10 protein-coding genes and 1 tRNA gene are annotated in these 14,780 nt (G+C 66.2%); 4 read left to right on the forward strand and 7 right to left on the reverse strand.

Annotated features, from left to right (window positions below):
• Positions 1-42: 42 nt before the first annotated feature.
• The 7 genes from H0264_RS35085 to H0264_RS35115 form a co-directional block, all read right to left on the reverse strand.
• On the reverse strand, positions 43-720 hold the full coding sequence (locus H0264_RS35085; protein ID WP_231084382.1) for a DUF8185 domain-containing protein: 678 nt from the start codon (positions 718-720) through the stop codon (positions 43-45).
• Between the two features lie 16 nt (positions 721-736).
• Entirely contained in the window at positions 737-1,177 is a 441-nt protein-coding gene (locus H0264_RS35090; RefSeq protein WP_276514564.1) for an acyl-CoA thioesterase, read from the reverse strand.
• Positions 1,178-1,218: 41 nt separating this feature from the next.
• Entirely contained in the window at positions 1,219-6,120 is a 4,902-nt protein-coding gene (locus tag H0264_RS35095; RefSeq protein ID WP_181581502.1) for an NAD-glutamate dehydrogenase, read from the reverse strand.
• Positions 6,121-6,588: 468 nt separating this feature from the next.
• Positions 6,589-8,265: an energy-dependent translational throttle protein EttA gene (gene ettA, locus H0264_RS35100; protein WP_181581503.1), complete on the reverse strand. Its 1,677-nt coding sequence runs from the start codon at positions 8,263-8,265 to the stop codon at positions 6,589-6,591.
• Between the two features lie 10 nt (positions 8,266-8,275).
• Entirely contained in the window at positions 8,276-8,722 is a 447-nt protein-coding gene (gene ssb, locus H0264_RS35105; protein WP_181581504.1) for a single-stranded DNA-binding protein, read from the reverse strand.
• A gap of 108 nt (positions 8,723-8,830) precedes the next feature.
• Positions 8,831-9,790 (reverse strand): threonine/serine dehydratase, encoded by a 960-nt coding sequence (locus tag H0264_RS35110; RefSeq protein WP_231084380.1) that lies wholly within the window; start codon positions 9,788-9,790, stop codon positions 8,831-8,833.
• Positions 9,787-11,826, reverse strand: a complete 2,040-nt coding sequence (locus H0264_RS35115; protein WP_181581505.1) for a bifunctional copper resistance protein CopD/cytochrome c oxidase assembly protein — start codon at positions 11,824-11,826, stop codon at positions 9,787-9,789. The genes H0264_RS35110 and H0264_RS35115 overlap by 4 nt, the downstream gene beginning before the upstream one ends.
• A 198-nt stretch (positions 11,827-12,024) precedes the next feature.
• Between H0264_RS35115 and H0264_RS35120 the strand changes: the two genes are divergently transcribed.
• The 4 genes from H0264_RS35120 (at position 12,025) to H0264_RS35135 (ending at position 14,628) form a co-directional block, all read left to right on the forward strand.
• A tRNA-Arg gene (locus H0264_RS35120) sits at positions 12,025-12,098 on the forward strand.
• Positions 12,099-12,758: 660 nt separating this feature from the next.
• Positions 12,759-13,046: a WXG100 family type VII secretion target gene (locus H0264_RS35125; RefSeq protein ID WP_181581506.1), complete on the forward strand. Its 288-nt coding sequence runs from the start codon at positions 12,759-12,761 to the stop codon at positions 13,044-13,046.
• A 9-nt stretch (positions 13,047-13,055) separates the two neighbouring features.
• A complete protein-coding gene (locus H0264_RS35130) occupies positions 13,056-14,327 on the forward strand; it encodes an apolipoprotein A1/A4/E family protein (RefSeq protein ID WP_181581507.1) in 1,272 nt (423 codons plus the stop codon).
• Between the two features lie 4 nt (positions 14,328-14,331).
• Positions 14,332-14,628: a hypothetical protein gene (locus tag H0264_RS35135; RefSeq protein ID WP_181581508.1), complete on the forward strand. Its 297-nt coding sequence runs from the start codon at positions 14,332-14,334 to the stop codon at positions 14,626-14,628.
• Positions 14,629-14,780 lie beyond the last annotated feature (152 nt).

Here is a 14,780-nt window from a genome sequence, read left to right on the forward strand (position 1 = left end):
CACGCTAGTGAGCACCGACCGTCCCGGCCAATCGGTACGGTATCAGCGCGGCATGAGCGGCAGGCCCGGGCCGCGCCGCCGCGCCACCGAACCGTAGCGGGCGTCGATGCGAAGCCAGGTGCGCGCCGCGCGGATTCGGACGATCTCGTCGACCGAGATGCGCCGCGAGTCGGTCTTCTCCCCGCCGTGCGGGATGAAATCCATTGCGGCGAGCGCGAAGACGACCCGCATGGGGACTTCGACCTCTTCCCCGCCGCCGGAGACGGTGAGCACGGTCTGGTCCAGCAGCGAGGCGGGCGGCCCGTGGCTGCTGCGATGCTCCTGCGCCAATTCCGCTCCGCGCTCGGCCAATTCGACGAGCATGCGGGCGGGCACGTCGTCGACGTGGACGAAACCGGTTTCCGGGGGCAGGGCGGTGCGCCAGGACGAGTCCATGGTGAAGCCCAGGCCGAAGGGTGCGCCGGAGTCGGGGCCGTGCAGGCCCGCGAGCACGGCGTCGGCGGCGACGGTGACATCGTCGGTGCCGAGCGCCGCGACCACGGTGCGCACCGCGAGCGCCTCGAAACCGGTTGCGGCCCAGGCGGAGACGTACCGGTCACCGCGGCGGCGGAGCCGGATCACGGCGGCGGGGTCCAGGCGTATCGCATGATTCACGAAGGTTGCCAGGTTCTCCCGCTCCGCCGGATCCGGAACATGCAGGGTGAGTTCGCCGAAGGTCACAGGTGCTGTGCTCGCGTCACGCGTCCTGCCACAGGGACAGGTAGTCCCGTTCCTCGGTGGTGAGGCGACGCAGGCGCTGGGTGTCGATGTCGAAGGCCGCCAGCTGGGTGGAGGCGATCACCGCGGCGGGCGAGTCCGGGGCGGCGCCGGCCGCCCGGACCTCGTAGCCGACGGTGAAGTCCACCGCGCGCAGGCGTTCCACCCACATGGAGATGTCCAGCGGCGAATCCTCGTGCCGCAGCTGGCCTTTGTACTGCACGCGCAGGTCGGCGAGCACACAGCCGGACTTGAGCCCGACGGTCGGCCGATCGTCCAGGAACAGCCAGGGGATGCGCGCCTCTTCCAGCAGGGTCACCATGCGGGCATGGTTGATGTGCTGGAAGGCATCCATATCCGACCAGCGCACCTCGACCTTGGTGTGGAAGCGCTTGGGTGCGACCGGATGGTCTTCTCCCAGGCTCGGCGCCTTCCCATGGCCATTGAGCGATCCGACACTCGTCAACGCGGTACCTCCGATTGCGCACCCACCCCGCTCACCATGCTGCGCACCTGCCGCGCCGCAACCGACAGCGTGGCCAGGTCGTGGGTTCCGGACTCGAACAGTTCCGAGAGGGCCGCACGGGCGCGACCCAGCCGGGACTGATTTTTCGACTCCCAGTATGCAATTTTCTCTTCGGCCGTCTCCTCCGGGTCACCGGCGGAGAGCACGTCGAGGGTGAGCGAGCGCAGCGACCCGTACATGTCGTCGCGCAGTGCGAGCCGGGCCAGCGCGTGCCAGCGGTCGCCGCGTTCCAGGTGGCTGACCGCCTGCAACAGCCAATCGATCTTGAGGTGATCGTTGAGCGCGTAGTACAGCGCGCCCACCTCGTCGCCGCTGCGATCGGTGATGTCGGCGATATCGATCACATCCAGCAGCGGGAAGAGATTGAGCAGGCCGAAGACCTCGGTGGCCAGCGCCGACGGCGTGCCCTGGCCGATCAGCGCCTGCGACTGCTCGTTGAGCGTGTCGATGTGATGCCCGCGCAGCCAGCCCGACACCTTGGGCGCGAGCTTGTGCACCTCCTGCGAATACCGGTGGATCTCGGCGCCGACCGCGATGGGCTGCGGACGATTGTTGAGCAGCCAGCGCGAGGCGCGGTCGAGGGTGCGCTTGGTCTCGAGCTCGAGCACATCCTTGGTACCGGTCGAGATCTCGGCCTCCCGGATGCGATCCCAGATGGAGTGCAATCCGAAGATCTGGGTGGCGGCGGTGAAGGCGCGCACGGCGTCGGAGGCCGTCGCGCCGATCTCCTCGTTGAGCCGGTGCGCGTAGGTGATGCCGCCCAGATCGACGACCTCGTTCACCAGCATGGTGGTGGTGATCTCGCGGCGCAGGCGATGCCGTTTGATGGCCGGGGCGAAGCGGGTGCGCAGCGGCTTCGGGAAGTACTGCGGCAGCCGCGCCGAGAAGTAGGCGCTGTCGGGCAGCTCCCCGGCCAGCAGATCGGCCTTGAGCGAAAGCTTCACGTGCGCCATGAGATTCGACAGTTCCGGCGAGGTGAGGCCGGTGCCCTGCTCACTGCGCGCCTTGATCTCGGCGTCGGTGGGCAGTGCCTCGAGCTCGCGGTCGAGCCCGCGGCGTTCCTCCAGATCCTCGATGACGCGCGCGTGCACATTGAGCATGCGCGGCGCCTCGGCCCGGGACATGCCCATGAGGAAGTTCTGGGAGATATTGTCCTGCAGCACGAGTGCCGCGACCTCGTCGGTCATGGACGCCAGCAGCGGATTGCGGTCGGCTTCGGGCAGTTCGCCGCTGGATACCACGCCGTCGAGCAGGACCTTGATATTGACCTCGTGGTCGGAGCAGTCCACACCGGCGGAGTTGTCCAGGGCGTCGGTGTTCATCTTGCCGCCGTTGCGGCAGAACTCGATGCGGCCCAGGGCGGTGGCGCCCAGATTGCCGCCCTCGCCGATCACCTTGACGCGCAGGTCTTTTCCGTTCACCCGGACCGCGTCATTGGACTTGTCGCCCACATCGGCATTGGTTTCGGTGCTGGCCTTGATGTAGGTGCCGATGCCGCCGTTCCACAGCAGCTGCGCCGGGGACTTCAGGATGGCGCGAATGAGTTCCGGCGGGGACAGCGCGGTGATGTCGGCCGCCAAACCCAGTGCCTCGCGGGCCTGGTCGCTGATCGGCACCGATTTCACGGTGCGGTCGAAGATGCCGCCGCCCTCGCTGATCAAGGTCTTGTCGTAGTCGGCCCAGGAGGAGCGGGGCAGTGCGAACATGCGCTCGCGTTCGGCGAAGGACGACTCGGCATCCGGATTCGGGTCCAGGAAGATGTGCCGGTGGTCGAAGGCTGCCACCAGGCGGATGTGCCGGGACAGCAGCATGCCGTTGCCGAACACGTCGCCGCTCATGTCGCCGACGCCGACGACGGTGAAATCCTCTGTCTGCGTGTCGATGTCCATCTCGGCGAAGTGCCGTTTGACGCTCTCCCAGGCGCCGCGGGCGGTGATGCCCATGGCCTTGTGGTCGTAGCCGGCGCTGCCGCCGGAGGCGAAGGCGTCGCCGAGCCAGAAGCCGTACTGGTTGGCCACGTCATTGGCGATATCGGAGAAGGTGGCGGTGCCCTTGTCGGCGGCGACCACCAGGTAGGTGTCGTCGCCGTCGCGGCGCAGCACCCGGGCCGGTGGGATCACCTCGCCGGTGGCGCGATCCACATTGTCGGTGACATCGAGCAGGCCGGAGATGAAGGTGCGGTAGCAGGTGATGCCCTCGGCCTGCAGGGTCTGCCGGTCGGCCACCGGGTCGGCGGTCGCGGCGGGCGGCTGCTTCACCACGAAGCCGCCCTTCGCGCCGACGGGCACGATGACGGCGTTCTTCACCGCCTGCGCCTTGACCAGGCCCAGGATTTCGGTGCGGAAGTCCTCCAGCCGGTCCGACCAGCGCAGGCCGCCGCGCGCCACGGGGCCGAAGCGCAGGTGCACGCCCTCGACCCGCGGCGAGTACACCCAGATCTCGAATTGCGGTCTGGGCTTGGGCAGTTCGGCGATCTCCTGCGGTTCCACCTTGAACGACAGGTAGTCCCGGACTTGGCCGTGGGCGTCGGTGACGTAGTAGTTGGTGCGCAGGGTGGCCTTGATCAGGCCGAGGATGGCGCGCAGGATGCGGTCGGCGTCCAGGCTGACCACTTCGTCGATGCGGTGGCGCAGCGCGCCTTCCAGATCGCGGGCGTGTTCCGGGTCGGCGGAGTCGGGGTCGAAGACGGCGGCGAACAGGTCCACGAACATCTGCGCCGCCTCCGGGTAGGCGAGCAGCACGCGGGTGATGGCGGCCTGGCTGTAGGGAAAACCGGCCTGCTGCAGGTACTTCGAGTAGGCGCGCAGGATGGACACCGCACGCCAGTTGAGCCCGGCGCGCAGCACGAGTTCATTGAGCCCGTCGGCCTCGGCGCGGCCGAACCACAGCGCCTCGAACGCCTCGGTGAAGCGTTCCCGCAGCCCGCGCACCTGATCGTCGAGCACGCCGAGCCGGACCGAGGATTCCACCAGTTCGGCGTCCATGTTGCGGTCCAGCGAACTGCGCAACAGCTCCGGCCGGGCCAGCAGGCCGAAGTCGTAGATCCATTGCTCCGGACCGTGATCCAGCTCCACCTGGTGCGGGCGTTCGTCGATGACCTCCACGCCGAGGCTCTGCAGCACCGGCAGCACCTGGCTCAGCGAGATGCCGCTGCCGCCGATGTAGAGGGTGAAGCGCCAGGAGCCGGGCTCGGAATCGGGCCGCCGGTACAGGTGCTGGTCGATGCCGCCGTCAGGAATCCGTTGCAGCCGGACGATATCGGCCAGTGCGCGGGTGGAGCCGAAATCCTCCTTGTAGCTTTCCGGGAAGGCGTCGGCGTAGCGCTGCACGGCGGCCGGATCCAGCACGGTGGAGGTGGCGGCTTCGTCGCGCAGGTGGTCGTCCCAGGTGCGGCTGGCCTCGGCGAGCAGGTGCTGGATGCGCAGCCGGTTGGCCTCGGAGGTGTCGGCCGAGATGCCCTGGTCGGGCAGGCGGACCGTGAAATACACACTGGCGAGGTCGCTTTCGGACACGCGCGCGGAGTAGTCGATGGATTCGGCGGCGAGTTCGCGGACCAGGATGTCCTGCATCTCCAGGCGCACCCGGGTGGTGTAGCGGTCGCGCGGCAGATAGACCATGCAGGCCACGAAGCGACCGTAGCCGTCCATGCGCATGAAGAGCCGAACCTGGCGGCGCATACCGACATTCAGGACCGCGGAGGCGGTGCGGCGCAGGGTGTCCGCGTCGGAGGAGAACAGTTCGGTGCGCGGGAAGGACTGGATGACCTCGAGCATCTCCTGGCCGGAGAAGGAGTCCAGGTCGAAACCGGCGGCCTCGATGATGGCGCGCACCCGGCGTTCGATGACGGGGATGTCGAGCACGTTCTCGTGCATGGCGGTGACGGTGAAGACGCCGATGAACAGGTGTTCGCCTGTGACAGTGCCGGTTTCGTCCAGCTCGGCGACGCCGACGAAGTACGGGTACACCGCCCGGTGCACGGTGGCCGGGACCAGGCCCTGGGTGAGCATGAGCAGGGGCTGATCGCCGCCGTTGTCGGGGACGCGGAAGTCGGTGCCGACATTGGGGCGCAGCACGCCGAGGCTGGTGTCGGGCAGGATGACGGACTTCTGCTCGCCGTCGACCTGGCTGCGTTCGTAGCGGGCGTATCCGAGCACGGTGAAGTGGCCGTCGGCGAGCCAGCGCAGCAGTTCCGCGCAGTCCCTGAGATCCGTTGCGGGGAACGGGGTCATGCCGGTTTTGGCGGCGGCGTCCAGTTCGTCGGCGACCCGCTCCTGCGCCTCGCGCATGGCGTCGGTGTCCTCGATGACGCGGCGCACGTCGGTGAGCACGTCGGGCAGCGCGGATTCGATGAGCCGCAGCTGTTCGCGACTGGTGGAGGGATGCAGCTGCACGTGCATCCAGGATTCGCGTAATCCGGTGGCGCCGTTGCCGTCCACCTCGTGCGGCACGGCCGTCTCCAGGTTGCCGCCGGCGTCGCGGGTGACCTCGAAGATGGGGTGCACGACCTCGGTCACGCTGATGCCCATGCGGCTCAGCGAGGAGGTGATCGACTCGACCAGCATGGGCATGTCGTCGGTGACCATCTGCACGGCGGCGCCGAGATCGGTCTCGTCGTCGGGGTGGTAGACCCGCACATCGGCGGTGGCCGGTGCGCGGTGTATGCCGAGTTCCATGTGGCGGCGGAAGATCTGGGTGGAGGTCGCGGGAATAGCGCAGTCCGCATCGCCCGCGTCCACGTGTCGGAAGTACGCCTCCTCGAGGGACACGAGATTGCCGCGCAGCGTAGCCGGCAAACTCGCAGCCCAGGCCGCACTGGACAATTCGGACGAGACGGTCATTTCGCCAACTCCCTCGGATTCGGTTCCGTAACAAAGTGACGCCGGGTCCGAGAGTAGCTGGGCGCTGGAGACGCCGGGCTGAATTCCTCTCAATGCCGCGCCGCGTCGCACACTTCGGACAAACCAGACGGTACGGCGCATGCCGTACCTGACCGGAATGACCAGGTGACGTACGACAAACCTTGCACCAAAACGGATTTCACGCAGTATTGCGCACGCGAAATCTACGAGTTCGCTCAGCGATCGCTGTTCACGCAGCGGCTACCTATGACTGCACAGCAAACGTTGAGCTGTCCAGCTAACGACCGATTGCTTGCACGCAGACAGCAGTGCCGCTGCGCGCAATCAAACAGCCGAGTACTACCCCAACGCATCCCCCACCCGAAGTGAGGGATGCGCGGACCGCTTCCAGCGGCCCGGTGGGGTTCCGGGGCGAAGCCCCTCGAGAGCCTCCCGAGAGTTCCGGGATTACCCGCGGGTGAGCTTGCGGTGGGTGACCCGGTGCGGGCGAGCCGCTTCCGGACCCAGGCGCTCGATCTTGTTGGCCTCGTAGGCTTCGAAGTTGCCCTCGAACCAGAACCAGGCGGCCGGGTTGTCGTCGGTGCCCTCCCACGCCAGGATGTGCGTGCAGGTGCGGTCGAGGAACCAGCGGTCGTGGGAGATGACCACGGAGCAGCCCGCGAAATTCTCGAGCGCGTTCTCCAGCGAGGACAAGGTTTCGACGTCGAGGTCGTTGGTCGGCTCGTCGAGCAGGATCAGATTGCCGCCCTGCTTGAGGGTGAGCGCCAGGTTGAGGCGGTTGCGTTCACCACCGGAGAGCACGCCGGCCGGCTTCTGCTGATCCGGGCCCTTGAAACCGAACGCCGAAACGTAAGCGCGGGAAGGCATTTCCTGGTTGCCGACCTGGATGAAGTCCAGCCCGTCGGACACCACCTGCCACACCGTCTTGTTCGGGTCGATGCCGGCGCGGTTCTGGTCGACGTAGCTCAGCTTGACCGTCTCGCCGACCTTCACCTCACCGCTGTCCGGGCTCTCCAGGCCGACAATGGTCTTGAACAGTGTCGACTTACCGACACCGTTCGGGCCGATGACGCCGACAATGCCGTTGCGCGGCAAGGTGAACGACAGATCCTTGATGAGCTGGCGGTCGCCGAAGCCCTTGTCCAGGTTGTTGACCTCGACCACGATATTGCCCAGGCGCGGACCCGCGGGGATCTGGATCTCCTCGAAGTCCAACTTGCGCATCTTCTCGGCTTCGGCGGCCATCTCCTCGTAGCGGCCGAGGCGGGCCTTGTTCTTGGCCTGCCGCGCCTTGGCGCCCGAGCGCACCCACGCCAGTTCTTCCTTGAGGCGCTTCTGCAGCTTCTGGTCCTTCTTGCCCTGGACCTCGAGCCGCTCGGCCTTCTTCTCCAGGTAGGTGGAGTAGTTGCCCTCGTACGGGAAGGTCTTGCCGCGGTCGAGCTCGAGGATCCAGCCGGCCACGTTGTCGAGGAAGTACCGGTCGTGGGTGACGGCCAGCACGGCGCCCGCGTAGTTGGCGAGGAACTGCTCGAGCCACAGCACGGATTCGGCGTCGAGGTGGTTGGTGGGCTCGTCGAGCAGCAGCAGGTCGGGCTTGCTCAGCAGCAGCTTGCACAGCGCGACACGACGGCGCTCACCACCGGAGAGGTTGGTGACCGGCTCCTCCGGCGGCGGGCAGCGCAGTGCGTCCATGGCCTGCTCGAGCTGGGAGTCGATATCCCAGGCATCGGCGTGGTCGAGGTACTCCTGCAGCTTGCCCATCTCTTCCATGAGCTCGTCGGAGTAATCGGTGGCCATGAGTTCGGCGATCTCGTTGAAGCGGTCCAGCTTCACCTTGACCTCGCCGAGGCCCTCCTCGACATTGCCGCGAACCGTCTTCTCCTCATTGAGCTCCGGCTCCTGCATGAGGATGCCAACGGTGGCGCCCGGCGCCAGCCAGGCATCACCATTGTTCGGCTGGTCCAGTCCCGCCATGATCTTCAGCACGCTCGACTTACCGGCACCGTTCGGACCGACGACACCGATCTTCGCGCCCGGAAGGAAGTTCAAGGTCACATTGTCGAGCACGACCTTGTCGCCATGCGCCTTTCGAACCTTCGTCATCTGGTAAATGAACTCAGCCATATCGGCAAGCCTATCTGTGTTCGATTGCCGGATCTCCGGCGCGGTCATCATCGGTCGGCGGGTGTTGCACGGGCTCCGGGCGAGGCGGCTCACCGAAGTGTTTGCGCTGCACCGGGGCATGGCATCGCCCCAGGTCGGGCCCCAATGCCAGCGCCCGCATCTCGAGGTCCACCCGCTCCACCCCAGCGCGGCTGGTGTACTCGTTCGAGCGCAGCTGACCATAGGCGATAACCGGATCACCGCGCTGCAGCGACGCCTCCACCCCGTCCACCAACTTGCGCCAGCAACTCACCGTCAGATACAGCGTGCCAGCATCGGCCCACTCCCCACTGTTCTGATCGTACCGACGCGCGGTACTCGCCAGCCGGAAACTGATCACCTGCTCCCCGTTCGGCAACTGCCGCCGCGTCGGATGAGTGACCACCCGCCCCACCACCGCCGTATTCGCCTCGTACATCGCTGTCCCCCTTGAATTCTCGTCTGTCCTTCAAGGGTGACGGGGCCACGAGGCACACAACAGCCCCAGTTCCGGCAACTGTGGATAACTCGCGGATGTGAATAACGGCTATAGCGTGGCGAGATCGGTATTGGCCCCGCACAGGACGACCACCGGCCGCTCCCCCGGCTGTGGCTGGTACGCGCCGCTCTGGATGGCGGCCACGGCGGTCGCCCCGGCCGGTTCGACCACGATGCGGAACTCCCGCCACAGATATTCGCGAGCCATGACGATCGCGTCGTCGGTCACCAGTAGCGATCGCACGTCGTACCGCTGCGCGACCTCCATGGCGATGTCGCCGATCCGGTTGGCTCCCAAGGCATCCGAGGCCACACTGGCCACATGCACGTCGACCGGGTGACCGGCGGAGAGTGCCGCGTGCAGCGTGGGCGCGCCCTGCGGTTCGACGCCGATCACGCGCCCGCGCAGCCCCAAGGCCACCGAGACGCCCGCGACGAGGCCCCCGCCGCCGACGGCCACCAGCACCGGTGGTCTCCCCCGCACCTGCTCCTCGATCTCCAAACCGACCACTCCGGCGCCGGTGACGATCGCGGGCTGGTCGTAGGCGTGCAGTTGCATGGCGCCGCGTTCGGTGGCGAGCTGCGTGGCGTACCGGTGCGCTTCCGCGTAAGTCGTTCCGTGCCACAGCACTTCGGCCCCGTGCGACCACATGGCCGCCACTTTGGTGTGCGAGGCCGATTCCGGGACCACGACGGTGCAGGTCAACCCGCGCACCGCACTGGCCAGCGCGGCGGCGATGCCGGCGTTTCCGCTGGACGCCACCACCACGCTGCTGGTCCCGCGCTGCGCCTGCAGCAGGGCGTTCAAACATCCGCGCACCTTGAAGGTCCCGCCGTGCTGCAGATGCTCCATCTTCAAGGTCACCGGAACCAGCCCGCGCGGGCCGAGGATCTCGGTGTGGAAGACCGGTGTCTTGCGAATGTGCCCGCGCAGCAGCCGTCGTGCCTGCCGGACGTCGGATCGATACAGTCGCTTGGGTTTCCGGGTCGCCGGGGCGACGTCAATCACTTGCGTACCTCTCGATCACGCCGGGCCAGCTCGGCGTACATGGCGTTGTACGCGGCCAGCTCCGCGTCGTCGTCCCGGTCGGCGGCGCGGTCGAGCCGGGTGGCCAGGCGGTTGTCGCTGCGCGACCATTGGATGAGCAGGGCCAGCATGACCACGACGAGCGGGATCTCACCACTGGCCCAGGCGAGGCTGCCGCCGGTGTGCTGGTCGTCGAGCAGGTTGCCGTTCCAGCCGAGGTCCAGCGAGCGGTAGAACCAGCCGCCCAGCACGGTATTCATGCCCATGAGCGCGATGCCGAAGAAGGCGTGGAAGGGCAGCGACCCGAACACCATGCCCACCTTGGTGAGCGGCTCCACCTGACGCGGCTTGGGGTCGATGCCGATGACCACCCAGTAGAAGAGGTAGCCGCTGAGCAGGAAGTGCGTGTTCATCAATAGGTGCGCGCCGTGCGAGTCGACGAATTTGTCGAAGATGCCGCCCAGGTACAGCGCGTAGAACCCGGCCACGAAGAACACCGACGCCACCACGGGCTGAGTCATGAAGCGCGACACCGGATTGTGCACGGCGGCCAGAATCCATTCGCGCGGTCCGGGCGGCTGTCCCTTGCCCGCCGGCTTGATGGCTCGCAACGCCAGCAGCACCGGTCCGCCGAGCGCGAACAAAATCGGCGCGAGCATCGACAGCATCATGTGCTGCACCATGTGCATGCTGAACATGGCCGGCGCGTAGCGGCCGATGCCGGAGCTGGTGGCGATGAGCAGCACCACGCATCCGGAGAGCCAGGCGATGGTCCGCCCCACCGGCCACGCGTCGCCGCGGCGGCGCAGCCGGAGCACGCCCCGCAGATACAGCACGGCCAGCACGATGGCGAGCGTGCCGAAGATGAGGTCGAAGCGCCAGTCGAAGGCCACCCGCGCGGCGGTCGGCGGCCCGGCCAGGTTGTAGCCGATCTCGACTTCCGCGGGCGTGGGCACGGTCCGCAACTCCGGCGGCGGGGTGCGGCCGAGACCGACGGCCAGTCCGATGGTGGCCGCGAAGATCAGTGCCTCGACACTCGCGAACCGGATCAGCGCGCCGCGATCCTGCGGGTCGGCCTCCAGCGCCGGAAGCGCCTTCTGCCGCTGCGCGAATCCGATGATGCCGAGCACCGCCAGTGCCGCCGTCTTGGCCAGCACCAGCTGCCCGTACGTGGTGGTGAACAGGTCGTCCCACGGCACCCGGACCCAGGCATTGATGACGCCGCTGATCGCGATCACCACGAATGCCACGGTCGCGACCTTGGAGAATCGGCGCACCGCCAGCGCCGTGTACTTCCCGTCCCGGAACGCGTAGGCCAGTACCGCGAACAGTCCGCCCACCCAGAAACACGCCGCCAGCAGATGCAGGATGAGGCTGTTGGTCGCCACATCGTGCGACCCGCCCGCCGCCGAATGCCCGGTCAGCGCGACCGGCAGCAGGCAGATGATCGACCACCACAGCAGCACCGGAGTCCAGCCCCAGCGCAACGCCACTCGGCAGCCGATGGCCAGCGCCAGCACGAAAAAGATTGTCAGCCGCCAGGATCCGGCCACATCGACCTGATCCGCGGCACGCCACACCGCCTCGGGGCGCAGCGAGTCGAGGAAAGGTTGCCCGGTGGTGTCCGACAGCGTGAGCGGCACCAGCAGCGCCGACGCCCCCGCCCACACCAGCGCGAAATTCCCCGCGCGCCGCAGCGCCCGGAACCCGCCCACATCGAGCAGCCCGTTCTCCTGCGGCGGCACGAAGAACGCCGCGAACACCAGCGACCCGACGCTCAACGCCGCCGCGAGGTCAGCGATGGCCCGCACCGCCGGCAACCCGTACGTGGTCAGCGGCCCCGGATCCGGGATCCCCAGCAGCGTCAGCGCCTGCGACGCCGACAACCCCACCACCAGCGCCGCGACCACCGCAGACACCGCAACCCCCATCGCGGCGAGCACCGCGAACGTCCCACCGGACCCCCACCGATTCACCTCGACACGTGTTTCAGCGGACGGGTCCAGCGACGACGACATCCCACCAGGGTAGTTCGGAGCGCCGGTCCGGACTCCCCTGGGGTTTCCGGTCGCCCGGTCTGTCCCACCGCCCCGACGCGCCGAACAGTTGCTAGACGACGCCGCTTTACGTATCTGGACGCTCGCTATACTCAAGTCGCTGGACACCACGATCGGAATCGGTCAATGTGGTTGGTGGTCATCACCCGATGCCCACATGCCTCCGTAGCTCAGTTGGATAGAGCAAGGGCCTTCTAATCCCTAGGTCGCAGGTTCGATTCCTGCCGGGGGCGCTTTCGGGCAGTGACCTGTGCGCACAGCGCCAGGTTCACTGATACCCATGCCGAGCAGCTCTCAAACCGCCGCCGTGTGAGACCGCTCCTATTCCTTTTATATGTGCATTACTGCGCGCGTGAACACGCCGCGGAAGCCCAAGGGGATGTGGTGGTCGAGCCGAGCCGGTATCACGGGCGTCGAGGACAACCTGCTGGGAGAGGGCTGCGGCTCCATCCAACCCCTTTTCGGTCCTCCCAAGGAACCTCGAATTACGCTGCAGCCGAATACTATCGGCTTCGTACCAGGTGACGTCGCCCGCAGTCCGGCCCGTGTTCCTCGCCTCGGTGACTCGTGTTGTCGCCATGACGCGGTGGTCGGTAGCATCGCGGCATGGGTAGTGGGGGGACACCGAACGCTGGGCAAGGATTTTCCGTTGTGCCCGACGAAGTCGTCGAACTTGGTCGGCAGATGTCGGATGCGGTGCAAGCGTTGAGGTCGGCTGGACCGGGACAGCGGCTGACAATTTCGGCAAAGAATGGGCCACCGTCCCCGCGACGGCGACGCAGTTGATGAACTCCCTTGCCGGTCTTGCCGGCTCGCTCGGTGTAGCCTGCCGACGGCTATCGGCAGCAGGATGACACGTCCGCCGCAGCTCTGGATTCGTCAAGCCTGGATCTATGAGCCGCAGGTTCACCGTCGACGTCGATCATCTCGATCGAGCCGCACTTCAGCTGACAGGATTGGCCGATTTCGTCGAAGACCAACTCGACGGGCTCGACGGCCAAGTATCGGCTCTCACCGGAAACTGGAACGGCGCCGCCGCCCAGGCATTCGACGACGCGTACGCCCAATGGGTCACAGCAGCACGGGAATTCGTCGCCAGCATCCGCGCTGCCAGTGACACAGTGCGACAAGCCCACGACCGGTTTATCGCGGCCGCTGAGCTCAACCGCCGGATGACGTAGGGGTCGGGTGTGGGCTGGGAGATCGATGCCAAAGACTATGAGCGTGCAGCTAAACAGTGTCACGATCTCGCGACGACCGTGCTCAGTCGCGTCGGCGGACTGCACAAGGAGCTCACCGGCTCGTGCACGGGTATGGCAGGCGACTACTCGACGACGCTGCAGTGGATCTCGGACTACGAGAGCGCCACAGTGAAATGGGTGTCGACCGGCACGTTGTTGTCGGACGCGCTGAACCACTACGGCGATGTCCTGGCGGCCATGGCCTACAACTGGGATATCGTCAACCAGACGCTGCCTGTTCCCGATCCTCCGGTCCCTACTGCCCCGAGCGGCAACCCGTATACGCTTCCGCACACCGCCAAGGGGTCGAACGGCGACGGACTGGAGATCAAGGGCGTCGGACTGTCGAAAGTCGAGCCGATCCCGAACGGCGACACCGACAAGCTTCTCAAAGCGAAGGACCAGGCATGGCTCTCGCAGGCGGTCCAATCCGAGCTGGCCACCGCCGGCGATCGCATCAAGGAAATTGGATACAACTTCGATCATTCCGCTGAAGACAATGTGGATGACATCAAGCAGAAGCTGAAGGCGCTGCAGAACGCTGCGGAGGCCCTTGCCGATGCCTCGGAGCTCATGGAGTCCTCGGTCGGGGAGTACGGCACGACCTTGGGGAATCTGCGGTCTTCGATCAAACAGAGTCTCGAACAGAAGATTTCGAGCGTGACGGTCACGGTCGAACCGGCCAAGATCCGCGTCGTCTGTGCTGCACCGATTTTCAGCAAGGATCTCGAGGATCCGGTCTACACGACCGTGACAACCAGCAAGTTCTCGGTGGTGGTGATCAGTCTGCCGTTCGCCAAATTGCCCGATCTCGATTTTCATGCGTCGCAGTTACAACAGGTTATCGCGGTTAAGATCATCTTGACGGAAGAGAACTCCGGCGCGGGCGACAGCGGGGGCGGAAGCAGTATCCCCCCACCAAGCCTGAATGCCGAGAGCGAGGCGTATGTGCGGTCGAAACACTATCCCGGTGGTTCGCAGAACACCGTAAGGAAGAGTACTTTTCATGCCGACGAGGACCCCTATGCGCTGGTCGCAGCGGCGGCGAACAGCCCGGCGATCGATCAAGGCGATGGCAGCTACATGCGGGTGGTCACGGTCCCCGACAGATACATCGGAAATGAGTCGAAAATGCGAGGCGCTGCGGCGACGCAAACATACGTCGTGATTCAGGACAGGTTCGGTGGAGTGCTGACCATGCACCCGGCAGGAGATGGGTAGAGCTATGGGGCTGGATATCGTGGTACAGAACATGAACCATGAAGAGAAGTACCATTTCGGTGACGACGCGGAAGACACGTTGTACAAGCTGTGCGCAGCGCAGCCCACAACCAGCATGGTGCGCAATGTCTCCCGCTACGGCGACACCATGTTCAACCGATACCAACTCGGTGTGATCTTGGAGCAGATCGACGGGATCGAGATACGAACCGATGCCGAGCGGCAGGCTATCGACCAGCTGCGGGAGGCGGCGTCGATCGCGCGTCGTGCCAATGGATATCTCCTGTTCATCGGCGACTGACACGTTCCGACCACGCGAGCGGCACCAGCCTTCGGCCGACGACAGGCGGTAGCGCGCGGGACACTCTGAACGAGCTGGCCAGTGCGAGGTTGGATGGTCTTCTGCCGATGGCATTCCGATGCTCGGACGGACGCCGGACATGCGGCATGATC

It is taken from the genome of Nocardia huaxiensis (assembly GCF_013744875.1).
Taxonomy (GTDB): domain Bacteria; phylum Actinomycetota; class Actinomycetes; order Mycobacteriales; family Mycobacteriaceae; genus Nocardia; species Nocardia huaxiensis.

Coding starts and splice junctions, on each gene's coding strand:
- H0264_RS35135 (WP_181581508.1), top strand. CDS start 14,332: ATGGGGCTGGATATCGTGGTACAGAACATGAACCATGAAGAGAAGTAC.
- H0264_RS35095 (WP_181581502.1), bottom strand. CDS start 6,120: ATGACCGTCTCGTCCGAATTGTCCAGTGCGGCCTGGGCTGCGAGTTTG.
- H0264_RS35115 (WP_181581505.1), bottom strand. CDS start 11,826: ATGTCGTCGTCGCTGGACCCGTCCGCTGAAACACGTGTCGAGGTGAAT.
- ssb (WP_181581504.1), bottom strand. CDS start 8,722: ATGTACGAGGCGAATACGGCGGTGGTGGGGCGGGTGGTCACTCATCCG.
- ettA (WP_181581503.1), bottom strand. CDS start 8,265: ATGGCTGAGTTCATTTACCAGATGACGAAGGTTCGAAAGGCGCATGGC.
- H0264_RS35125 (WP_181581506.1), top strand. CDS start 12,759: ATGAGCCGCAGGTTCACCGTCGACGTCGATCATCTCGATCGAGCCGCA.